At 72.4% G+C, this 21,403-nt stretch carries 22 protein-coding genes; 12 read left to right on the top strand and 10 right to left on the bottom strand.

Going from position 1 to position 21,403, the window contains the following annotated elements; translation table 11 throughout:
• The 4 genes from ACWDX9_RS28230 (at position 1) to ACWDX9_RS28215 (ending at position 3,741) form a co-directional block, all read left to right on the top strand.
• The gene (locus tag ACWDX9_RS28230) at positions 1–1,203 is read left to right on the top strand and encodes a sensor histidine kinase (protein ID WP_449959128.1); all 1,203 of its coding nucleotides are present in this window, start codon (positions 1–3) and stop codon (positions 1,201–1,203) included.
• Positions 1,200–1,793 (top strand): response regulator, encoded by a 594-nt coding sequence (locus ACWDX9_RS28225; protein ID WP_449959126.1) that lies wholly within the window; start codon positions 1,200–1,202, stop codon positions 1,791–1,793. Before ACWDX9_RS28230 ends, ACWDX9_RS28225 begins: the two co-directional genes overlap by 4 nt.
• Before the next feature lie 124 nt (positions 1,794–1,917).
• Positions 1,918–3,471: an amidohydrolase family protein gene (locus ACWDX9_RS28220; protein WP_449959124.1), complete on the top strand. Its 1,554-nt coding sequence runs from the start codon at positions 1,918–1,920 to the stop codon at positions 3,469–3,471.
• A 60-nt stretch (positions 3,472–3,531) separates the two neighbouring features.
• On the top strand, positions 3,532–3,741 hold the full coding sequence (locus tag ACWDX9_RS28215) for a hypothetical protein (protein ID WP_449959122.1): 210 nt from the start codon (positions 3,532–3,534) through the stop codon (positions 3,739–3,741).
• 96 nt (positions 3,742–3,837) lie between these two features.
• Here the strand turns inward: ACWDX9_RS28215 and ACWDX9_RS28210 are convergent, their stop codons facing one another.
• Complete coding sequence (locus ACWDX9_RS28210; protein ID WP_449959120.1) at positions 3,838–3,993, bottom strand: hypothetical protein; 156 nt, start codon at positions 3,991–3,993, stop codon at positions 3,838–3,840.
• Positions 3,994–4,146: 153 nt separating this feature from the next.
• Between ACWDX9_RS28210 and ACWDX9_RS28205 the strand changes: the two genes are divergently transcribed.
• Complete coding sequence (locus ACWDX9_RS28205) at positions 4,147–4,746, top strand: hypothetical protein (RefSeq protein WP_449959118.1); 600 nt, start codon at positions 4,147–4,149, stop codon at positions 4,744–4,746.
• 21 nt (positions 4,747–4,767) lie between these two features.
• On the opposite strand, the gene ACWDX9_RS28200 is transcribed toward ACWDX9_RS28205, so the two are convergent.
• Positions 4,768–5,604, bottom strand: a complete 837-nt coding sequence (locus tag ACWDX9_RS28200) for an NAD(P)H-binding protein (protein WP_449959116.1) — start codon at positions 5,602–5,604, stop codon at positions 4,768–4,770.
• 82 nt (positions 5,605–5,686) lie between these two features.
• Between ACWDX9_RS28200 and ACWDX9_RS28195 the strand changes: the two genes are divergently transcribed.
• Entirely contained in the window at positions 5,687–6,622 is a 936-nt protein-coding gene (locus ACWDX9_RS28195; RefSeq protein ID WP_449959114.1) for a cupin domain-containing protein, read from the top strand.
• A 24-nt stretch (positions 6,623–6,646) separates the two neighbouring features.
• Here the strand turns inward: ACWDX9_RS28195 and ACWDX9_RS28190 are convergent, their stop codons facing one another.
• Positions 6,647–7,540 carry a LysR substrate-binding domain-containing protein gene (locus ACWDX9_RS28190; protein ID WP_449959112.1) on the bottom strand — a complete coding sequence of 298 codons (894 nt, stop codon included), beginning with the start codon at positions 7,538–7,540 and terminating at the stop codon, positions 6,647–6,649.
• Between the two features lie 118 nt (positions 7,541–7,658).
• On the opposite strand from ACWDX9_RS28190, the gene ACWDX9_RS28185 reads away from it, so the two are divergent.
• The 3 genes from ACWDX9_RS28185 to ACWDX9_RS28175 are packed head-to-tail and all read left to right on the top strand — an operon-like array spanning position 7,659 to position 11,249.
• Entirely contained in the window at positions 7,659–8,414 is a 756-nt protein-coding gene (locus ACWDX9_RS28185) for an enoyl-CoA hydratase/isomerase family protein (protein WP_449959111.1), read from the top strand.
• Positions 8,411–9,928, top strand: a complete 1,518-nt coding sequence (locus tag ACWDX9_RS28180) for an acyl-CoA synthetase (protein WP_449959109.1) — start codon at positions 8,411–8,413, stop codon at positions 9,926–9,928. Before ACWDX9_RS28185 ends, ACWDX9_RS28180 begins: the two co-directional genes overlap by 4 nt.
• 10 nt (positions 9,929–9,938) lie before the next feature.
• A complete protein-coding gene (locus tag ACWDX9_RS28175; RefSeq protein ID WP_449959107.1) occupies positions 9,939–11,249 on the top strand; it encodes an MFS transporter in 1,311 nt (436 codons plus the stop codon).
• A gap of 71 nt (positions 11,250–11,320) precedes the next feature.
• On the opposite strand, the gene ACWDX9_RS28170 is transcribed toward ACWDX9_RS28175, so the two are convergent.
• From ACWDX9_RS28170 to pdhA, 4 genes are read right to left on the bottom strand one after another with little or no spacing between them, the layout of a single operon-like run.
• The gene (locus tag ACWDX9_RS28170) at positions 11,321–12,307 is read right to left on the bottom strand and encodes a histidinol-phosphate transaminase (RefSeq protein WP_449959106.1); all 987 of its coding nucleotides are present in this window, start codon (positions 12,305–12,307) and stop codon (positions 11,321–11,323) included.
• A 19-nt stretch (positions 12,308–12,326) separates the two neighbouring features.
• The gene (locus ACWDX9_RS28165; protein WP_449959104.1) at positions 12,327–13,703 is read right to left on the bottom strand and encodes a dihydrolipoamide acetyltransferase family protein; all 1,377 of its coding nucleotides are present in this window, start codon (positions 13,701–13,703) and stop codon (positions 12,327–12,329) included.
• Complete coding sequence (locus tag ACWDX9_RS28160) at positions 13,700–14,722, bottom strand: alpha-ketoacid dehydrogenase subunit beta (RefSeq protein WP_449959102.1); 1,023 nt, start codon at positions 14,720–14,722, stop codon at positions 13,700–13,702. The genes ACWDX9_RS28165 and ACWDX9_RS28160 overlap by 4 nt, the downstream gene beginning before the upstream one ends.
• Positions 14,722–15,798, bottom strand: coding sequence for a pyruvate dehydrogenase (acetyl-transferring) E1 component subunit alpha (pdhA, locus tag ACWDX9_RS28155; RefSeq protein ID WP_449959100.1), 1,077 nt, complete (start codon positions 15,796–15,798; stop codon positions 14,722–14,724). The genes ACWDX9_RS28160 and pdhA overlap by 1 nt, the downstream gene beginning before the upstream one ends.
• A gap of 119 nt (positions 15,799–15,917) precedes the next feature.
• On the opposite strand from pdhA, the gene ACWDX9_RS28150 reads away from it, so the two are divergent.
• Positions 15,918–16,409 (top strand): Lrp/AsnC family transcriptional regulator, encoded by a 492-nt coding sequence (locus ACWDX9_RS28150; protein WP_449959098.1) that lies wholly within the window; start codon positions 15,918–15,920, stop codon positions 16,407–16,409.
• A 4-nt stretch (positions 16,410–16,413) separates the two neighbouring features.
• On the opposite strand, the gene ACWDX9_RS28145 is transcribed toward ACWDX9_RS28150, so the two are convergent.
• Positions 16,414–16,875: a GbsR/MarR family transcriptional regulator gene (locus ACWDX9_RS28145; RefSeq protein ID WP_449909280.1), complete on the bottom strand. Its 462-nt coding sequence runs from the start codon at positions 16,873–16,875 to the stop codon at positions 16,414–16,416.
• Between the two features lie 122 nt (positions 16,876–16,997).
• Between ACWDX9_RS28145 and ACWDX9_RS28140 the strand changes: the two genes are divergently transcribed.
• Positions 16,998–18,563: a GMC family oxidoreductase gene (locus ACWDX9_RS28140; RefSeq protein ID WP_449959096.1), complete on the top strand. Its 1,566-nt coding sequence runs from the start codon at positions 16,998–17,000 to the stop codon at positions 18,561–18,563.
• Between the two features lie 8 nt (positions 18,564–18,571).
• Positions 18,572–19,990, top strand: coding sequence for an aldehyde dehydrogenase family protein (locus tag ACWDX9_RS28135; RefSeq protein ID WP_449959094.1), 1,419 nt, complete (start codon positions 18,572–18,574; stop codon positions 19,988–19,990).
• A gap of 15 nt (positions 19,991–20,005) precedes the next feature.
• Here ACWDX9_RS28135 and ACWDX9_RS28130 read toward each other — a convergent pair whose 3' ends face one another.
• Together ACWDX9_RS28130 and ACWDX9_RS28125 are read right to left on the bottom strand one after the other, a co-directional pair.
• Positions 20,006–20,797: an enoyl-CoA hydratase/isomerase family protein gene (locus ACWDX9_RS28130; protein WP_449959092.1), complete on the bottom strand. Its 792-nt coding sequence runs from the start codon at positions 20,795–20,797 to the stop codon at positions 20,006–20,008.
• 1 nt (position 20,798) lies between these two features.
• The coding region (locus tag ACWDX9_RS28125) for a MaoC/PaaZ C-terminal domain-containing protein (RefSeq protein WP_449959090.1) at positions 20,799–21,403 on the bottom strand (605 nt) is incomplete at its 5' end.

Genomic DNA, 21,403 nt, shown 5'->3' with positions numbered 1-21,403 from the left:
ATGGCGGAGGGGGACTTCGGCCGGGGCCGCCGGGCGATCCGGGCCGGCGCCTTGGCGTGGCTGCTGTTGCTGGGCTGGCCGCTCTGGTCGCTGCTGGAGTCGGGGCCAGGAGCCTGGCGGGTGGTGTGGGCGTTCGGGGCGGTGGCGGTGTTCGCGGCCTGCTGGGTGGCCGTCATGTGGCGGATGTTCGGCACCAGGCGGCCCCTCCTTCCTGCCTCGGCCGGGCTGATCGTCGCGGCGCTGTCCCTACTACCGGTGCTCGGACCTCCGTGGGCGTACATCTCGTTCGTGTTCGTCGTCAGCGCGCTGGCCACCTCACTGCAGGGTGTCGCGTTCGTCGCCGCGGTGGCGGTGACCGCAGGCGTGGAGGCGGTCGCGCTGATGGTGCAGGGGGTCTCGTTCGGGGGGATCTGGTGGGTGCCGGTCGCCATCGCGGCGCAGGCGGCCGCGGTGGACAGCATGAAGCGGATGGGGATGCTGCTGGCCCGGCTGGACGCGGCCCGCGCCGAGGTGGCGCAGCTGGCGGTGGAGAACGAACGGCTGCGCTTCGCCAGGGACCTGCACGACATCCTGGGGCACACGCTGACCTCGATCATCGTCAGAAGCCAACTCGCCGCCCGGCTGACCCGTACCGACCCAGAGCGGGCGGCACGCGAGATGACCGACATGGAACAGGTCGCCCGCCAGGCACTGGACGAGGTACGGCACGCGGTCGCCGGCTATCGCGCGCCGGCGCTGTCGGAGGAACTGGACAAGGCGGCGCGCGAGCTGCGGCTGGCCGGGATCGAGCTCAAGGTCTCCCCCGCGGATGGGCCTATTCCCGCCGCTGCCGAGATCCTGCTGGCGTGGGTCGTACGGGAGGCCGCGACCAACGTGCTGCGGCACAGCCGGGCCCGGCACTGCTGGATGGACTTGCGCGTGGACGCGGGAGCGGCCAGCGTGGAGGTCCACGATGACGGATCACCGGTCGGCGGGATCCGTACCGGCAGCACGACCGGCGAGCGGACGGTCGCCACATCGGCGCCGAGCAGGGTCACCGGCCCGGGCGCGGACCGGGCGGAGCTTTCCGGGCAGCGCGAGGGCAACGGGCTGACCGGACTGGCCGAGCGGGTCGCGCAGGCCGGCGGACTGCTGGAGGTCGGCAGGCCGGCCGACGGCGGCTACCGTCTCTACGCCCGTGTCCCGCTGGCTGACGCGTCATGATCCGGGTGCTGATCGCGGATGACCAGGACCTGGTCAGGGGAGGTCTGGCTGCGCTGCTCGGGCTGGAGGACGACATCGAGGTGGTCGCCGAGGTGGGGCGAGGCGACGAGGTCGTGGCCGCGGTGGCAGAGCACGACCCCGACGTCATCCTGCTCGACATCGAGATGCCGGGCCTGTCGGGGCTGGAGGTCGCCGCACGTCTGCGGGACCGGAAGGTGATCATCGTGACCACCTTCGGCAGGCCCGGCTACCTGGACAGGGCACTGGACGCGGGCGTGGCCGGGTTCGTGGTCAAGGACGCTCCGGTCACGGAGCTGACGGCGGCCGTGCGACGGGTGCTGGCGGGTGAGCGAGTGCTCGACCCCAAACTGGCCGTCACGGCCCTGACAGTCGGTCCGAGCCCCCTGACCCAGCGGGAGGCCGAAGTGCTACGCGCCGCCTCTGACGGTTCCACCGTGGCTGACATCGCCAGTCGGCTGTTCCTCACCGACGGCACCGTACGCAACTACCTGTCCTCGGCCATCCGCAAGACCGAAGCCCGTAACCGTGCCGAGGCCGTCCGCGTGGCCGAGTCCCGCGGCTGGCTGTAATCGGCGACCAGCCGATTCGTCGAGTCCGCCGGCGTCCGGCGGGCGGCATCGTGGAGATCCCTCCTGATCGTCTTGAAGGTTCACCCTCGCGATAACCGGCGCACCCGGTTGTGAGCTGACAACCGTGAGAAAGAAGGGGAGAACGGTGTACAACGCGCCAAGCCCAAAGAGCAGTCGTCGCGATTTCCTGCGCGGGCTTTCACTGGCCGGTGTGGGCGCCGCAGCGGCGGGCAGCACCTTGCCCACGTTCTCGACCTCGGCCGCCCATGCCGAGCGCGCAGCGGTCACCGTGCTGCGGCGGGCCACCGTGATCGACGGCACGGGGGCCAGGCCATTACACGGCGCCAGCGTAGTGATCGCCGGCGGATGGATCACCTGGGTGGGCCACGACGTCGGAGTATCGGCACACCAGGGTGCACGAGTCGTGGACCTGCACGGGAAGTTCGTCATCCCCGGGCTATGGGACATGCACGCGCACGGGAGCGGGCAAGAGCGGATCGCGCCTCCCCTGTTCGTCGCCAATGGCGTCACCGGCATCAGGGAAATGTGGGGCTTCCCCGCGCTGCACGCGGTGCGTGACCGGATCGAACGCGGCGACTTGCTCGGTCCTCGCATGGTGTTGGCCAGCAACATCATCGACGGTCCAGCCTCGCTGCTCGGGCCCCTCCCGACGCGGGTGAGCGCCGAGGCCGACGCCAGGCAGGCGGTCCGCGCGGCCAAGGCCGAGGGAGCCGACTTCATCAAGATCTACTCGTATCTTGGCCGTGACACTTTCCCGATCGTCGTCGACGAGGCCCGCAGGCAGGGGCTACAGGTCGCGGGCCACACTCCGTACCTGCTGTCGGTGCCGGAGGCCAGCGACGGCGGGCAGCGCAGCTTCGAGCACCTGCTGGGGATCACGTTGTCGACCTCCAGCAGGGAGGAGGAGTTCCGCCGTCGCATGGCGGACACACCGATCGATCCCGCCGCGCCGCGGGAGTGGTACAACCTCGTGCGCGACTTGGAGCGGGTAGCCGTGGAGAGCTTCGACCCGAACAAGGCGCGTGCGCTCTTCGACCTCCTCAAACGCAACGGCACGTGGCAGTCGCCCACGTTGTCGGTTCTGCATGTGGTCAGCCAACCCGCGGCCACCTACGCGAACGATCCGCGGCTGAGGTACATCCCGGCCCTGGACCAGGCGGCGTGGGCGGATCACCTCAAACAGATCGCACCTGTCACGCCCGAGCAGGTCACGCAGCAACGGAGGTTCTGCCACGCCCTGCTGCGGATGGTCGGCCAAGCGCACCGGGCCGGTGTGGGCGTCATCGGCGGCACCGACTGCTACAACCCGTACGTCTTCCCCGGCTTCAGCGTCCACGACGAACTGTCCCTGCTGGTACGAGCGGGGCTGAGCCCGATTGCCGCACTCCAGAGCATGACCCGTGACGCCGCTCGCTACCTCGGCCGCGCCGACACCGTGGGCACCATCGCGCCGGGGAAGGTGGCCGACCTGGTCGTGCTGGACGCCGATCCGCTCGCCGACATCCGCAACACACGCGCGATCCATGCCGTGGTGACCCGCGGTCGCCTCATCATGCGCGAAGAGCGAGAGAAGATCCTGGCGGACGTCGAGGCCGCGGCCAAGGACCCGGGGGCCACTGCCGTGTCGCTACCGGCATGCGTCTGCCACGGCGTCTGACCTGCACCGCCCGCTCACGGCGGTGAGCGACGACGAGATCGGCGAGGCCCTGGAAGCCGTGTGGCGCGGCGCGGCGCGGCGGTCAACACCTGGAACACCCGCCGCGCGACGATCTTGTCCTGGCCGGCCTGGTGTCGCGACCGCGGCCACGTCGCACTCGCCGTACTCGCCTGGGCCAGGCGGCCGGCCGCGCCCGACAGCCAGACCCCAGCCCGGTCCAAGACCGCGATCGACCGGTTGATCGTCGGCAGCTTCCAAGCGCTGAGCTGAGCCGGCTCCAGAGGCCCGGCTATCAGCCGGTACCGGCGGCACAGCCGTCACCGAGACGCTCGGGGTGCCGCCGGTAGGCCGTATCGGTGTCCCCGGTCAGTACAGCCAGATGGCGTTGCGACGGTGTCGGGCAGGGTGGACCTCGAGATCGTCGACGGCCTCGGCGGCGTTGGCCCTCTGGCGGATCGCCTCGAGCTGGAGACGCAGACGCCGGCGCGTCCGGCGCTCTTCGATCTTGGCCCATTGCGCCACCGACCGGTCCCGACGATCGGCCCTGGCCCAGGAGTAGACGTCGACCCTGCGGCGGACGAGGGCCGGGCGTGCTCGATGGCCGGACCCTGGCATCGCGGGCGGCGAGGTCGCGCATGCCGGAGCGGGCGATCATGGCTCGCTATGGTGGGTGGCATGCTGCATCCAGCTGCCGTCCACCTCGGGCGCGAGGCCGCTCGGCGCCTGGCGTCGTCCGGGGCGTGTGAGATCACGCCGGGGCTGAGTGACAGGGAGTTCACCTGGATCGAGGCGGAGTACGGCATCGAGTTCGCCGACGATCACCGGGCCTTCCTCGCCGCCGGGCTCCCGATCAACTCCGCCCGGCCGGAGGCGGGCGCCACCTGGGAACGTCCCTGGCCGGACTGGCGCGACGGCGAGGAGGAGGAGCTTCGCCACCACGTGGAGTGGCCGGTACGCCAGGTCCTGCGCGACGTGGAGTACGGCGCTTGGCTGAGCTCATGGGGAGCCCAGCCAAAGGACAAGGCGGAGGCGCTCCGGATCGCGGGGGACGCGCTGGCGAGGGCGCCGAAGCTGATCCCGCTCTACGCCCATCGCTTCCTGCCCGGCGGACGCGGCACCTCCGGCAGTCAGGTGCTGTCGATATGGGGAACGGACATCATCAGCTACGGCCGAGACCTTGCCGAATACGTCACCAACGACTTCCACCCGCGCGATGGTGATGCGGAACCTTGGGAGCAGGGGGACGCCGTCGCGGTTTGGGGTGAATTCCTCTAGGAACCCGCCCCGTCGTGGCGGTCAGTCCCAGTGGCCGGCGGCGGCCGTCTCCGCGACGTAGTCCTCGAACGGCCCGGGCGGCCGGCCGAGGGCCTGTTCCACGCCGTCCGAGACCGGGGAGCCCCGGCCGTCGCGGACGGCCACGAAGAGGCCGGTGAGCAGCCGGGCGACGTCGGCCGGGACGCCATTGGCGACCTGACGCCCGACGAAGACCTCGGGCTCCACGTCGACGTGACGGATCGTACGCCCGGTGGCCTTGCCGATGAGGTCGGCCGCCTCGCCGAAGCTGATCGCCCGCGGCCCGGTCAGCTGGTACGTCCGGCCGCCGTGGCGGTCCTCGGTGAGCGCCACTGCGGCTACCTCGGCGATGTCCTCCGCGTCGACGAACGGCGTACCCCCGTCACCGGCGGGCAGGAACAGCTCCCCGGAGAGAACCCCCTGCCGCCAGAAGCTCTCACTGAAGTTCTGCGCGAACCAGTCCGGCCGCAGGATGGTCCAGCCGACGCCGGAGCCGCGCACGGCCTGCTCGGCGGGCTTGAGGGGATGGCTGTCACCGGCCTCGCCGACGCCGTAGGCCGACAGCAGCACCAGCCGCCGCACCCCCGACGCGACCGCCTCGGCCACGAACCCGGGGATGCGCGCGCGGTGGTCGACACTCCCCCGCAGGTCGGGCTCCATGAGGTAGGCCGCGGTGACGCCGTCGAGCGCGGGCGCCCACGTCGCCGGATCGCCCAGGTCGAAGGGGAGGTCTCCGGTGGTACGGGCCACCGCCCGTACCGGATGGCCGGCGCTCCGCAGACGCCGGACGATGCGGCGACCGGTCTTGCCGTTGCCGCCCAGGATGAGGATGTTCGTCATTCCCCTAAGGGAACTCCACAAAGCGAAGACGATCCATGGGAGAACATCCGGGATACCTTTGTGATCGTCTACCGTGATGGGCATGGATGTCCTGAGCGACCTGCTGCACCGGGCCCGCGCCAAGAACGCGCTGGTCAGGAAGCTGGTCCAGCGGCCGCCGTGGTCGCTGGGCTTCACCGACGCTCCCCCGCTCACGGTCGTGGCCACGCTCGGCGGCCACGCGTCGGTCCGGCTCGGCGAGGACGTCGCCCCCGTACATCTCGCCGCCGGTGACATCGCCCTCATCAGCGCCACGAGCCGCTACACGATCGCCGACAGCCCGTCCACCCCACCTCAGGTGGTGATTCAGGGGCAGAAGAAGTACGCCGTCGGCGGCGACCAGGCGGCGGCTCACCGGAGTCTGGCGCCCCGCACCTACGGTGACGGCCTGCCCGGGGCCACGGTCATGATCCGGGGCGCGTACGAACTCCGCGGCGACGTGGGCGACCGCCTGCTGGACATGCTCCCGCCGCTGGCGGTCGTGCCCGCCGGGCCGCGGACCCGAGCGGCGCTGGAGCTGCTGGCCACCGAGGTCGCCTGCGACGAACCCGGCCAGGACGCCATCCTCGACCGCCTGCTCGATCTGGTGCTCGTGCTGGCGTTGCGCGCATGGTGCGCCAGGCCGGATCCGGCCCTGCCCGCCTGGCATCGCGCGCTGGCCGACCCCGCGATCGGGGATGTGCTGCGCCTGCTGCACGAGGACCCCGCCCACCGATGGACGGTCGCCGAGCTGGCCGCCAAGGTCGGCATGTCCCGCGCCGCCTTCGCCGCGCGCTTCACCAGCCTGGTCGGCGAGCCCCCGCTCACCTATCTCACCGGCTGGCGCATGGCCCTGGCGGCGGACCTGCTCCGTGACACCGAGGCGACCGTCGCCACCGTGGCCCGGCAGGTCGGGTACGAGGACGCCTTCGCCTTCAGCGTGGCGTTCAAGCGAGCCCGCGCCCTCAGCCCCTCGGTCTGGCGCCGCCGGGCCCGCTGACCTCCGCCGTCGCGGACCGCGGCACTAGGCATGGCCGACCTCGCGCAGCCCCGCGAGGGCCGCGGCGGCGAAGGCGGTGGCGACCTCGCCGCCCTGCACCGGCAGCCACACCGCCGAGGTCGACCAGGTCAGCCGGGGTTCGTCGATCGGCCGCCACACCAGCCCGGCGGGCAGCTCGTCGTACGGCTCCTCGTTGAGGTGCGCCCCCAGCCCCGACATGACGAGGCCGTGCACGAAGTGGGGGTTTCTGGCGTGCCTGATCGCGCCGGGCAGGAACCCGTTGTCCCGGCACGCCTCCAGCACGTGGTCGTAGAGCTGGGGCGCCATCTCCCGGGGGAAGATCACCAGCGGTGACCCGTCGAGCGAGCGCAGGCGTACCACCTCCTGCACGGCCGCGCGGTGGCCGGCGGGCAGCACCACGCCGAGCCGCCGGTGGACGACCTCGCTCGACTCCAGCCCCACCGTGTCACAGGGATGCCGGACGAGGCCCACGTCGAGCTCCTCCGCGCGCAGCTTGGCGAGCTGGCTGGCGGTGGTCAGCTCGTGCAGCTCCAGCAGCACGTCGGGGACGCGCTCGGCGAACCTGGCCACCAGCGTCCTGAGCGCCATCGGCGTCGTGTCCGGCGGCACCCCGGCCCGGAGCACGCCCGAGTCCCCCGGGCGGATGCGGCGCATGGCCTCGCGGGCCGCGTCCGCCCGCTCCAGCACCCCGCGCGCGTGCTCGAGCAGCAGCGCGCCGGCCTCGGTGAGCGAGACGCGGTGCGGGTTGCGGTCGAACAGCCGGACGCCCAGCTCCCGCTCCAGGTCGCGGATGCGCTGGGACAGCGGCGGCTGCGCCATGTGCAGCCGCTCCGCGGCCCGGCCGAAGTGCAGCTCCTCGGCGACCATGACGAAATAGCGCAGGTGGCGTAGCTCCATCACCCTGACCATATCGCTCTGATATCGCCAAGAGTCCACATTGATGTTGGCCAGCGACCCGCAAGACCTGGTTATATCCCCGACAAGCCCGTTGACCTGCGGAGGGACGCTAGTGAGTGTGCTGCTGGACCGTGACGGACCCGTCGCGGTGATCACCTTGAACCGCCCGGAGAAGCTGAACGCCTGGACCGCCGGGATGCGGGAGCGGCTGATCGAGCTGCTGCGCGCGGCGGGCGCCGACCCGGAGGTGGGCGCCGTCGTCCTCACGGGGGCGGGACGCGCTTTCTGCGCCGGTCAGGACCTGGGTGAGACGGCCGGGATCGACCCCGGCGACCACGCCGCCTCCGACGCCTGGATCGACGGCTTCGACCGGCTCTACCGGGCGGTGCTCGACCTGGACAAGCCGGTCGTGGCCGCGGTGAACGGGGTGGCGGCCGGTTCGGGGTTCCAGTTCGCGCTGCTGGCCGACTTGCGCATCGGCCACGCGGGCACCCGGATGGGCCAGCCGGAGGTGCTGTCGGGCATCCCGAGCATCACCGGCATCTGGGCCATGTGGGGCGTGCTCGGCCGCGCGAAGACCATCGAGTTCGCGCTGACCGGACGCCTGGTGTACGGGGCGGAGGCGGAGCGGCTCGGCCTGCTGACCAGGCTCGTGGCGGAGAACGACGTGCTGGCCGCCGCCGTGGCGCAGGCCAAGGAGCTGGCCGCGCTGCCCTCCGGCGCGGTGGCGCTGACGAAGGGGCGGCTCAGGGAGCTGGAGCGGGACGCCCTGGCCGACTCGGTCGCGGCGGCCAAGCAGGTGCACGCCGCCGCGTACGCCTCGGGCGAACCCCAGCGGGAGATGGCCCGTTTTCTGAAGGGACGCGCCAAGTGACCGAGTGGAGCGTTCCCGGACGCTACAACATGGCCGTGGACGTGGCCGACCGCCACCCCCGCGAGAACCTGGCGCTGATCTTCGAGGATCACACGGGAGCGCGCGAGGAGGTCCGCTGGGGCGCCGTGCAGGACCGCTCCCGCCAGGTGGCCGCCTGCCTGCACGGACTCGGCGTCCGTCCCGGCGACCGGGTCGCGGTCATGCTCCCGCAGCGCACCGACACCCCGGCGACGTACCTGGGCGTGCTGCGTACCGGCGCCGTGCTCGTGACCATGTCGCTGCTCTGGGCCGACGACCAGATCGCCTACCGGCTCGCCGACTCGGGCGCGTCGGTGCTGGTCACGGAGGCGGGCGCGATCCGGCGGGCGAGCGGGTACGACGGGACCGTGGTCGACGTGGACGACCCGGCGATCGGCCTGCTGACGCCGGAGTTCGAGGACGCCGACACCGCCGCCGACGACCCCGCGCTGATCTTCTACACCTCCGGCACGACCGGTCCCGCCAAGGGCATCGTGCACGCGCACCGCACGCTGCTCGGCCACAACGAGTTCCGGCACTGCCACGACCTGCGTCCCGGCGACGTCTTCTACGGCGCGGGAGAGTGGGCCTGGTCGATGGCCAAGCTCATGGGCCCGCTCAGGGCGGGCGCCACGCACCTGGTCTACCGGCCAGCGGCGGGGTTCGACCCGGAGGGGCTGCTGGGCAGCATGGCGCGCAACGGCGTCACGACCGGCCTGGTCAACCCCACGTTCCTGCGCAAGACGCGCGAGCAGCTGCCCGACGCGGGCCGCCGTCACCCGCAGCGGTTCCGTACGATCTGCTGCGCCAACGAGCCGCTCACCGCCGACCTGATCCGCTGGTTCCGCGACCAGTTCGGGGTCACGCTGCTCGACTACTACGGCTCCACGGAGTCGTACCCGCTGATCGGGAACTTCCCCGGCACTCCGGTCAAGGAGGGCTCCATGGGCCGGCCGCTGCCCGGCTGGGACGTGGCGCTCCTCGACGAGCACGAGCGGCCGGTCCCGGCGGGCGAGGTCGGCGAGATCTGCCTGCGGGCGCGGAGCAACCCGCAGTTCCCGCTCGGCTACTGGAACCGCCCCGAGCCCTCCCGGGAGGTGTTCGGCGGCGAGTGGTTCCACACCAAGGACCACGCGCGGGTGGACGAGGACGGCTACTACTGGTTCCTCGGCCGCGTCGACGACGTGATCAAGACCTCCGGCTACCGCGTCGGCCCCGACGAGATCGAGGAGGCGCTGCGCGCCCATCCCGCCGTCGCGGACGTGGGCGTGGCCGGGGTGCCCGACCCCGTACGCGGCCAGGCCGTCAAGGCGTGGATCCGGCCGGCGCCCGGCCACCTGCCGGGCGAGGAGCTGGCACGGCAGATCCGCGAGTTCGCCAAGACCACGCACTCGCGCTTCGCCTACCCCAGGGAGATCGAGTTCGTGGACGAGCTGCCCCGGTCGGCGACCGGAAAGATCCAGCGCGCCCAGCTCCGACTCCGTCACCAGAACTAGGGAGCAAGCAATGACCCCCCACGCCTCCACTGACGTCCGGCGCAAGGTCACCCTGGCCTCCGCCATCGGCAACTTCGTCGAATGGTTCGACTCGGCGGCGTACGCGGTGATGTCCGCGACGATCGCCAAGCTGTTCTTCCCCGACTACGACACGACGGCCGCGCTGCTCGCCACCTGGGCGATCTTCGCGGGCGGGTTCATCGCCCGCCCGCTCGGGGCCGCCTTCTTCGGCAGGTACGGCGACCGCCTCGGCCGCAACAGGATGCTGGCGCTGACCATCCTGACGATGAGCGGCGCCACGTTCCTCATCGGCATCCTGCCCACCTACGCCTCCTGGGGCATGGCCGCGCCGATCCTGCTGTTCCTGCTGCGCTGCGCCCAGGGGTTCTCGACCGGCGGCGAGTACACGGGGGCGTCGGCGTTCATCGTGGAGTACGCGCCGGAGGGGCGGCGGGCCCGCTTCGCCGCCGCCGTGCCGGTGACCGTGGGCCTGGCCAGCGTGGCGGGCTCCGGCGTCGGCTTCCTGATCACCTCGACGGTCACGACCGAGGCCCTGCAGAGCTGGGGCTGGCGCATCCCGTTCCTGCTGGCGGCGCCGCTCGGGCTCATCGGGCTCTACCTGCGGTCCAAGGTCGAGGACACGCCCGTGTTCCGGTCGCTGCAGCAGCACGACGCGGTCGAGCCGGCGCCGCTGCGCGAGGCCGTACGCCGCTGCGGTCGCCAGATCGCGACGCTCTTCGGCTACAGCATCACGAACGCCGTCGGGTACTACCTGATGAGCAGCTACATGATCGCGTACATGTCGGAGGAGCTCGGCTACACCAAGAGCCAGGCCCAGCTCACGAACGTGGTCTCGATGCTCGCCTACAGCGTGGCCTGCCTGTTCGCGGCGGCGGCCAGCGACCGGTTCGGCCGCCGGCCCATGCTCGTCGTCGCGTGCGCGGGCTTCGTGCTGCTGCCGCTGCCGGCGTTCTGGCTGATGGGGTCGAGCCTGGCCGGGGCGATGGTCGGCACGTCGGTGCTGGCGATGCTCGTGTCGGTGATCGGCACCTCCAACGTGCCCGCGCTGGTGGAGATGTTCCCCGCGAAGGTGCGGGCGAGCGGCTCGGCCATCGGGTACACGGCGGCGTACGTGCTGTTCGGCGGCACCGCCCCGTTCGCGGCGACCGGGCTGGTCTCCGCGACGGGCAGCGCCGTCGCGCCCGCCTACTACATGGTGGGGCTCGCGGCCGTGTCGCTGGTGGTGGTGCTGACCTCGTTCAGGGAGACCCGCGGCCTGCGGCTGGACCGGGGCGTGGACGAGGTCACGAGCGGCGCTTGACCGGCAGAGCCGCCCCGTCAGCCGGGGCGGCGTGACCGCCATCTGCGCCTGCTGCCCGCCCGACAGCCCGCTCAGACGCGCACGCCCTCCCCCGGGAACGCCCGCACGATCACCCCGTTGGCGTGGCAGTGGTCGGCGAAGGGCGCGCTGTCGTGACCGAGCGGGAGCCACAGGAAGTTGGCCTGGGACGGCGGCAGGTCGTAGCCGAGGGCCCGGAGCTCACCGGTGACGCGGTCACGTTCCTTGACCGTGAGGGCGACCCGCCTGTCCACCTCCTCGTGCTCGCGGAGCGCCGCGATCGCCGCCTCCTGGGCGAGGGCGCTGACGCTGAAGGGCGTCTGCGTCTTGCGTACCTGGGCGATGATCTCCGGCGGTCCGACGCAGTAGCCGACCCGCAGCCCGGCCAGCGCGTACGCCTTGGAGAAGGTCCTGAGCACGACGACGTTCGGCCGGTCGCCGAAGAGCGCGAGCGCGTCCGGCACGGCGGACGGGTCGGCGTACTCGTGGTAGGCCTCATCGACGGCGATCAGCACGTGCTCGGGCACCTGGTCCACGAAGGCGCGCAGAGCGGCCTCGCCGACGGGGGTGGAGGTCGGGTTGTTGGGGTTGCAGACGAACACCAGCCTGGTCCGCGGGGTGATGGCCGCCGCCATGGCCCGGAGGTCCTGGACGTGGTCACGCAGCGGGACCCGTACGGGGACTCCGCCCGCCACCGTGGTCAGGATCGGGTACGCCTCGAACGACCGCCACCCGAAGACCACCTCGCTGCCCGGCCCGCACACCGTGTGCAGGACCTGCCCGCAGACCTCGGACGAGCCCGCGCCCACGGCGATGCGATCGGTGCTCACCCCGTGGCGGGCGGCCAGCGCTTCGAGCAGGCGGGCGGCCCCCATGTCCGGGTACCGGGACAGGCCGCCGGTCAGCTCGGCCAGGCGGGCGGCGACGCCGGGCAGCAGGCCGTACGGGCACTCGTTACTGGCCAGGACGACGGCCCCGGGCGACTTGCGGCCCGGCACGTAGGACTGAAGGTCGAGCAGAGACGAGCGTACGTTGACCACCTGATGTCACTTCCTTCCGTCAGACGTGGGCGAGCAGGATGGCGGGGTTCTCCACGCAGTCGGCCACGAAGCGCAGGAAGCCGCCTGCCGCGCCGCCGTCGCAGACACGGTGGTCGAACGTGAACGACAGCTGGGTGACCTTGCGGGGCACGACCGCGCCGTCCTTCACCCAGGGGCGGTCGATGATGCGGCCGACGCCGAGGAGCGCCGCCTCGGGGTGGTTGATGATCGGGGTGGATCCGTCCACGCCGAAGACGCCGTAGTTGTTGAGCGTGAACGTGCCCCCGGTCAGCGCCGCGGGAGGCAGCGTGCCTTCGCGGGCGAGGGCGGTGAGCCTGGTCAGTTCGGCGGCGAGCTGCGCGGTCGTCATGAGCTGCGCGTCGCGGACCACCGGCACGACCAGGCCGCGATCGGTCTGGGCGGCGAAGCCGAGGTTGACGTGGCCGTGCCGGACGATCTCGGCGCGGGCGGTGTCGACCGAGGAGTTCAGCTCGGGGAAGCGGCGCAGGGCGGCCACGCAGCTGCGGGCCAGGAGCGCGAGCAGCCCGATGCCGAGGTCCGGGCGGTCCCGCCGGAGCGCGTCCTTGACCTCTAGCAGGCCGGTGGCGTCGACGTCCACCCAGGTGGTGGCGTCGGGGATCTCGGTACGGCTGCGGCTCAGCTTGTCGGCCACCGCCCGCCGGAGTCCGCGCAGGGGGATGCGCTCGGCCCGCAGTGGGGTTCCGGTCGCTCCCGGTTTGGCCGGGGCGACGGCGGAGGCGGCGGGGGTGGCCATGGCGCGTTCGACGTCGCGGCGGAGGATCACACCGCGGGGTCCGGTGGGGGTGACGGCACCGAGATCCACGCCGTGCTCGTGGGCGAGCCTGCGCACGAGCGGGGAGATCACCCGAGGCGCCTGCCGCTCACCAGCCGCGGCCAGGGACGGGGACACGGGCGGGGAAGCGGGCACGGCCGGGGAAGCAGGCGCGGCCGGCGACGGGGACGCGGGGCGGGAGGCCGGGGCCGTAGGTGGGTGGCCGGGGGTTGCGGGGGCCTTGCGGGAGCGGCGGCGGGTGGTGGGGGTGTGGCCGGTGCCGTAGCCGATGAGGACATTTCCGGATCCGGCGCGTTCCTCCTCCCGGTAGCGCTCCGCGGCGGCCGAATCGCCCACGCCGCCCGCCGGGCCGACCTCGATGAGCGGCTCCCCCACCGACAGGACGGCCCCCGCCGATGCGTGCAGGCTCAGCACCGTCCCCGCGTACGGCACAGGCACCTCCACCGCCGCCTTGGCCGTCTCGACCTCCACCACGATCTGGTCGATCTCGACGGTGTCCCCGACGGCGACCTTCCAGTCGACGATCTCGGCCTCCGTCAGCCCCTCGCCCAGATCGGGCAGGCGGAACACGTGCCGTGTCATGACGCCTCCCCGGAACCGCCCAGGTGCGCCAGATCGGGCTCGTCACCGAACTGGAGCCGGTCCACCGCGTCCAGCACCCGGTCGGCGTCCGGCAGGTGCGAGTGCTCGAGGATCGGCGGCGGGTACGGGATGTCGAACCCCGTGACCCGCAGCACCGGCGCCGCCAGCGAGTGGAAGCACCGCTCCTGCACGCGGGCCGCGATCTCCGCGCCCACCCCGGCGAACCCCTGGGCCTCCTGGATCACCACGCAGCGCCCGGTCTTGCGTACGGAGGACACGACGGTCGAGTCGTCGAACGGGACGATCGTCCGCAGGTCCACCACCTCCAGGGCGAGCCCGTCCTGGGCCGCGGCGTCGGCGGCCTGGAGCGCCACCGAAACGCTCGGCCCATAGGCGACCAGCGTCGCGTCGCGGCCCTCGCGCAGCACCGCCGCCCGCCCGAACCCCGCCGCCCGCCGGTCCCCGGCGGACGTCTCGCCCTTGGACCAGTACAGGCGCTTGGGTTCCATGAAGATCACCGGGTCGGGGTCGGCGATGGCGTCGCGCAGCAGCCAGTACGCGTCGTCGGCCGTCGCGGGGGTCACGACCTTCAGGCCGGGCGTGTGCGCGTAGTACGCCTCGCTGGAGTCGCAGTGGTGCTCGACGCCGCCGATGCCGCCCGCGTACGGGATCCTGATCACCATCGGCAGCGACAGCCGCCCGCGCGTGCGGTTGCGCAGCTTGGCCACGTGCGAGGCGATCTGTTCGAAGGCCGGGTAGGCGAACGCGTCGAACTGCATCTCGATCACCGGCCGGAAGCCGCCCATGGCCAGCCCCACGGCCAGTCCCACGATCCCGGCTTCGGCCAGCGGCGTGTCGAAGCACCGCTCCTCGCCGAACTCCTTGGTCAGCCCGTCGGTGATGCGGAAGACGCCGCCCAGCGGGCCCACGTCCTCGCCGAAGACGAGAACGCGTTCGTCCTCGCGCAGAGCGTCCCGAAGCGCGGCGTTCAGCGCCTGCGCCATGCTCAAGGTGGTCATCAGTCCTCCAGCTCGGACGCCAGCAGGGCCCGCTGCTCGCGCAACTGGGGCGTGGCCTCGGCGAAGACGTGCTCGAACAGCTCGAACGGATCCACCTTCGGGTCGGCGTTCATCTCCGTACGCACCCGGGCGGCGAACTCCTCGGCGGCCTCGTGCGCCGACTCGACGGCGGCCGCATCGAGCACGCCGCGCCCACGCAGGTAGGTCTCCAGGCGGGCGAGCGGGTCGGCCGCCTCCCACTGCTCGACCTCCCGCTTGTCCCGGTACCGGGCGGCGTCGTCGGCGTTGGTGTGGGGGTCCATCCGGTAGGTGTGCGCCTCCACCAGGAAAGGGCCGCCGCCCGTACGCGCGTGCTCCACGGCCGCGGTCAGGACGGACAGCACCGCGACGAGGTCGTTGCCGTCCACCTGCTCGGAGCGGATGCCGTACCCGATGCCCTTGTACGCGAGCGCGGGCGCGGCGCTCTGCTTGGCCAGCGGCACGGAGATCGCGTACTTGTTGTTCTGCACGAAGAACACGACGGGCGCGTGCAGGACCGCGGCGTAGTTCAGCGCCTCGTGGAAGTCGCCCTCGCTGGTGCCGCCGTCGCCGATGAAGGCCATGACGACGCCGCTCTCGTTCTTGCGGCGCAGGGCGTCGGCCATGCCCACGGCGTGGATGGTCTGGGTGGCCAGCGGGGTGCACTGGGGCGCGACCCGGGTGGCGGCGGGGTCGTACCCGCAGTGCCAGCCGCCCCTCAGCAGGGTCAGCACCTCGACGGGATCGAGGCCCCGGGAGACCAGCGCCACCGAGTCCCGGTAGGTCGGGAACAGCCAATCGTCCTCGCGCAGCGCGAGCACCCCGGCGATCTGGCAGGCCTCCTGCCCGCGGCTGGAGGGGTAGACGGCCAGGCGCCCCTGCTTGGTCAGCGCGGTCGCCTGGCGGTCGAAGCGGCGGCCGACGACCATCCGGCGGTAGGCCTCCAGCAACCGCTCCTCCTCCGGCACCTGGTAGCCGGTGGGCGGCTGGACCGCCGTGCCGTCCTCGGCGACGAAGCGCACCGGCACGGGTGAGGGCAGAAGGACGTCGACGGACATGCGACGCTCCCTTTCACTGGACGTTTGACAGGGAAAGCGTCCGCGCATGGAGCCAGGTGTTCAAGACATCAGGCATGATGAGCGACAAAAGGTCTGAAACCAGTCTTCAGGAGGACCGATTGTCGTTCAACGACGGCGCCGGAGAGGGGTCGGCGGGACATTCGGCCGCGCCGCTGGACGGGGTGGATCGGGCGATCATCGCCGAGCTGCGGCGGGACGGCCGGATCTCGATGCGCACCCTCGCCGAGCGCGTGCACGTCTCCCGGGCCAACGTCTACGCCAGGATCACCCGGCTGATGGACGCCGGGGTGATCACCGGCTTCACGGCGCGGATCGCGCCGCACAAGGCCGGCCTGGGCACCAGCGCGTACGTCTCGCTCACCATCGAGCAGAACTCCTGGCGCGCGGTGTCGGCCCGGCTCCGGGAGACCCCGTACGTCGAGAACTTCGCCCTGGTCGGCGGCGACTACGACGTCCTGGCCCTGGTCAGGACCCCGGACAACGCGACGCTCCGGCACGTGGTGCTGGAGCTCATCCAGGACATCCCGGGCATCCGCGCCACCCGTACGTGGCTGGTGTTCGAGGAGGCCCGCGGCGCCGGAGCCGAGTGAGCGGTCAGCGTGCCCGCAGCGCCTTGTACTCGCCGAGCAGCGCCTCCAGGCTCCGCACCATGAACGTGTAGTACTCGTACATCTCGGACATGCGGGCGCGCTGCCGGTCGGGGAGGTCGGCCGAGCGGGCCCGGGCGTTCTCGGCCAGAGAGAGCAGCTCGGTCGTCTGCTCCAGCTGGTGCTGCAGGCAGCCGATCCAGGCGTCCTCGCGCCACTCGTAGACGTACTGCCGGGACCCGGACTCCTTGAACCGCCGTACGGTCCCGTTGACCACGAGCAGGCGGGTCGTCTCCGAGACCGAGCCCTTGCTGGCGTTCAGGGCGGCCTGCAGCTCGTCCATCGTCATGGGCGTCTCGCTCAGCATGAGCACCCCCGCGGCGCGCCCGGCCATCGGCGGCCAGCCCATCGCGCGGCCGATGCGCAGGCCGAAGTCGTCGATCAGGGGGTTCACGTCGCCGACGGACACCAGCGGAACACCATCCGTTCAGAAAAAAATGAACTTTCACTATTGACTGAACTTTCTGCTGAGGGCAGTCTACCGGCTAACGGTGGCCCGGGCGGTTCCGGGCCGAGCGCAGGAGGTTCGCCGTGACAGACACGGGCTGGGACATCATCGTCGTGGGGGCGGGTTCCGCCGGCGCGGCACTCGCCGCCCGCTCCGCCGAGCGGGGCAAGCGCGTCCTGCTGCTGGAGGCCGGGCCCGACTACCGTTCGGCGCGGATGCACGAGGCGTGGCGCTCGCCGAACCCGGTCCGCGCGCTGCTGGACCCCGCCGCCGTCGAGGGCATGGTCTGGATGGGCGTCACCTCCTCCCGCACCGACGGGCAGGCGCCGGCTCCGTACTGGCGGGGCAGGGGTGTCGGCGGCAGCTCGTCGATCAACGGGCAGATCGCGATTCGCCCGCCGATGGACGACTTCGACGACTGGGCCGCGGCGGGATGCGCCGGCTGGTCGTGGCGGGACGTGCTGCCGTACTTCGCGAAGCTGGAGGACGACGAGGAGTTCGGCGACGAGCCGTACCACGGGCGCGGCGGGCCGACTCCGATCTTCCGGATGCCGCGCGAGCGGTGGGGCGGAGTGGACGCCGCGCTGGCCGCCGCCGCGCTGGCGGCCGGGCACGCCTGGGCGCCGGACGTGAACGCGCCCGGCGCCGCCGGGGTCTCCCCCTACCCGATCAACTCGCGCGCCGGACGCCGGGTCACGGTCAACGACGGCTACCTCGAGCCCGCCCGGTCCCTGACCGGCCTCACCGTCCGCGGTGACGCCCTGGTCGACCAGGTCCTCTTCGCCGGTGACCGCGCCGTCGGCGTGCGGGCCGTCGTGGGCGGGACGACGGTGACCGCGTACGCGGACGAGATCGTCCTCAGCGCGGGCGTGATCCACTCCCCCGCGATCCTCATGCGCTCGGGCATCGGCCCGGCCGCCGACCTGCGCCGTCTGGGGATCACGGTACGGCGGGATCTCCCGGTCGGGCTCGGCATGCAGGACCATCCGATGATCGTCGTCGAGCTGCCGCTGACCCAGGAGGCCGCCATCAAGACGGCCGACGACCGCCACACCAACGTCTGCGTCCGCTACACCAGCGGCCGCGGTGGGCTGCCGCACGACATGATGTTCGTCTCGCTGAACCAGAACGTGCTGTCCATGGAGGCCGCCGACACCCGCTTCCCGGCGGGCGGCTTCGGCGTGTGGCTCAACCAGAACCACTCGCGCGGCGTGCTGACGCTGACCTCCACCGACCCGCAGGCCCAGCCCGAGGTGCGCGAACGTATGCTGTCGGACTCCCGCGACCTGGAACGCCTGCGCGATGGCGTGCGCGCCCTGGTCGAGCTGGCGCGCGGCCCCGAGGCGGCCACGATCGTCGCGGGCTCCGGCTCCGTGGAGGCCGGCAACAAGCGGCTGTTCGCGGTGCTGGACGACGACGCCGCGCTCGACGAGCACCTCCTCGCCACCGCGGTCGACGCCCAGCACGGCACCAGCACCTGCCGGATGGGCGCGCCCGGGGACGCCGCCACGGTGGTGGACCCGTCGTGCCGCGTCCTCGGCGTCGAGGGGCTGCGCGTGGTGGACGCGTCGATCTTCCCGTCCGTACCCCGGGCCAACACCAACCTGGCATCGATCATGGTCGGCGAGCTCATGGCCGACCGCCTCTAAGGAGCCCTGTGAAAACCCTGCAGAACCTCATCGGCGGCAGCTGGGAAGACTCCCGGGGAGACGCCTTCCACGATGTGGTCAACCCCGCGACCGAGGAGGTCGTCGCCCGCTGTCCCAGCGGCTCAGCGCAGGACGTACGCCTGGCCGTGGACGCGGCCGTGCGCGCGCAACCGGCCTGGGCCGCGCTGACCGTCGCCGAACGGGTGGAGCGGCTGTCCCGATGGGCGGACACGATCGCCGCCCACGCCGACGAGCTGGCGGAGATCGAATGCCGGGAGATGGGCAAGCCCGTCGCCCTCGGCCGGGCCTTCATCGGCGGCGCGGCGATGGGGTTCAAGGCGGCGGCGGCCGAGGCCCTGGAGTACGCGTTCGAGGAGACCATCCCCGCGCCGGACGGGGGCAGCACCACGATCGTGCGCGCCCCGCTCGGCGCCACGGCCGTGATCGTGCCGTGGAACTTCCCCGTGCCCATGACCCTGGGCGCGCTCGGCCCGCTGCTGGCCGCCGGGAACACCGTCGTCCTCAAGCCGTCCGAGCGCTCGCCGATGTCGGCGGTGCGGCTGCTGGAGCTGATGGACCTGCCGCCCGGCGTGGTCAACCTGGTCCTCGGCGACTCCCGCGCGGGCGCGCCGCTGGTGGCCGACGAACGCGTCGGGCTCGTGCACTTCACCGGCTCCGTCGAGTCCGGGCGCAAGGTCGGCGAGCGGACCGGGGCGCTGCTGCGCCGCTCGATCCTGGAGCTGGGCGGCAAGGACCCCGTGGTGGTCGACGCGGGGGTGGACCCGGTGGCCACCGCCGCCGCGGTCGCGTTCGGCGCCTTCGCGAACTCCGGCCAGATCTGCACCTCCATGGAACGCGTCTACGTGCACCGCGATGTCGCCGAGCCGTTCATCGAGGCCCTGGTCGAGGCCGCGGGGACGTACGCGCTCGGCGACGGGCACGACACGGCCACCGTGCTCGGCCCGCTGGTCGACCGGCGGCAGCGCGACATCGTGGCACGGCACGTCGCCGACGCGGTCTCGCGCGGCGCGACCGTACGGGCCGGCGGGGTGGTGCCCGAGGGCAGGGGCTTCTTCTACCCCGCGACCGTGCTCACCGGCGTGGACGAGTCCATGCTGGTCATGACCGAGGAGACCTTCGGCCCGATCGCCCCGGTCGTCGTGGTCTCCTCCTTCGAGGAGGGGCTGGAGCGGGCGAGCGCGTCGCGCTTCGGCCTGGCCGCCACCGTGTACACCGCCGACCCCGAGCACATGGCGGCCGCCCGCCGCATCCCCGCAGGTGTCGTGTGGGTGAACCAGTGGCAGGGCGGCGGCCCCGAGCGGCTGTACGAACCGGCCGGGGACAGCGGCATGGGCGCGACCGGCTCCCGCGCCGCCTACGACGCGGCCACCCGCCCCACCTCGATCCACACCGCCCCCGCCGCGTGACGGGGACCCCAGGGGTCAGCGGCCCTCGAAGGTGGGTTTGCGTTTCTCGAGGAACGCCTCCACCGCTCCCGCGTGGTCGGCTGTCAGCCCCAGGCGGGCCTGGGCGCGGGCCTCGGCGGTGAGTGCCGCGCCGAGGTCCTGGTCCCAGGCCCCGGCGATCAGCCGCTTGGACTCGGCGTACGCGGCGGTCGGCCCGGCGGCGAGCCGGGCCGCCAGCTCACGCGCCACCGCACCCGCCTCCTCCCGTGGGACCACGCGCCCCGTGATCCCCCACTCCACCGCCTGCCGGGCGCCGAACGACTCACCGAGCAGGACCAGCTCCTTGGCCCTGGCCTCGCCGACCGCCCGTACGAGCGTCAGGGACAGCCCCGAGTCGCACGTCAGCCCGATCGCCGTGAACGCCGTCGCGAAGACGGCCTCCTCCGCGAGCACCCGCAGGTCACAGGCCAGGGCGAGGGCCAGACCGGCGCCGACGCACGTGCCGTTGACGGCGGCGACGACCGGTTTGCCCATGGTGGCCAGGAGCCGGACGATCGGCGCGTAGTCCTCCTCGACGGTGTCGAAGGCGTGCCCGGCGTCCGAGCGGAGGGCCGCCGCGTGCTCGGCGAGGTCCTGGCCGACGCAGAAGGCGGTCCCCGCCCCGGTCAGGAGCACCGCTCGTACGGCGTCGTCGGCCGCGACCTCCTCCAGCGCCCGGCGCAGCGCCGTCTTCAGCCCGGTGTCCAGCGCGTTGCGGCGGTCCGGGCGGTTGAGGGTCAGCACGGCCACGGCGCCGTCGCGTTCCAGCAGGATCGAGGAGTCCTCCACCTCAGGCCTCCTGTCCGGGCAGCGGCCAGGTCTTGGCCACGAGGGTCAGCACGTCGTACGTGGCGACCGGCTGGCCGTCCTGGTTGGCGACGACGGCGTCCCAGCGGACCTCGCCGTAGTCGGCGTTGCTGCGCGGGGTGATCTGCTTGACGGTCAGCGTCACGTCGATCGTGTCGCCCGCCTTCACGGGGGTGAGGAAGCGCAGGGAGTCGACGCCGAAGTTCGCCAGGACCGGTCCGGGCGCCGGGTCCACGAAGAGCCCGGCGGCCAGGGACACGACGAGGTACCCGTGGGCGACGATGCCGCCGAACAGCGGGTTGCGCGCCGCCGCCGCGGCGTCGGTGTGCGCGTAGAAGGTGTCCCCGGTGAACTCGGCGAAGTGCTCGATGTCGGCGAGCGAGACCGTACGCGGCGCGGAGGCGATCGTGTCACCGACGCGCAGCTCCGCCAGGGACTTGCGGAACGGGTGGATGCCCGGCTCGGCGCGCGCGGCGCCGGTGGTCCAGCGGCCGGTGACCGCGGTGAGCAGGTCCGGGGAGGCCTGGACGGCGGTGCGCTGCATGTGGTGCAGGACCCCGCGGACGCCGCCCAGCTCCTCGCCGCCGC

The organism is Nonomuraea sp. NPDC003201, from assembly GCF_053590415.1.
Note: the sequence above shows the minus strand (reverse complement) of the source record. Positions and strands in the feature narration are given on the sequence as shown.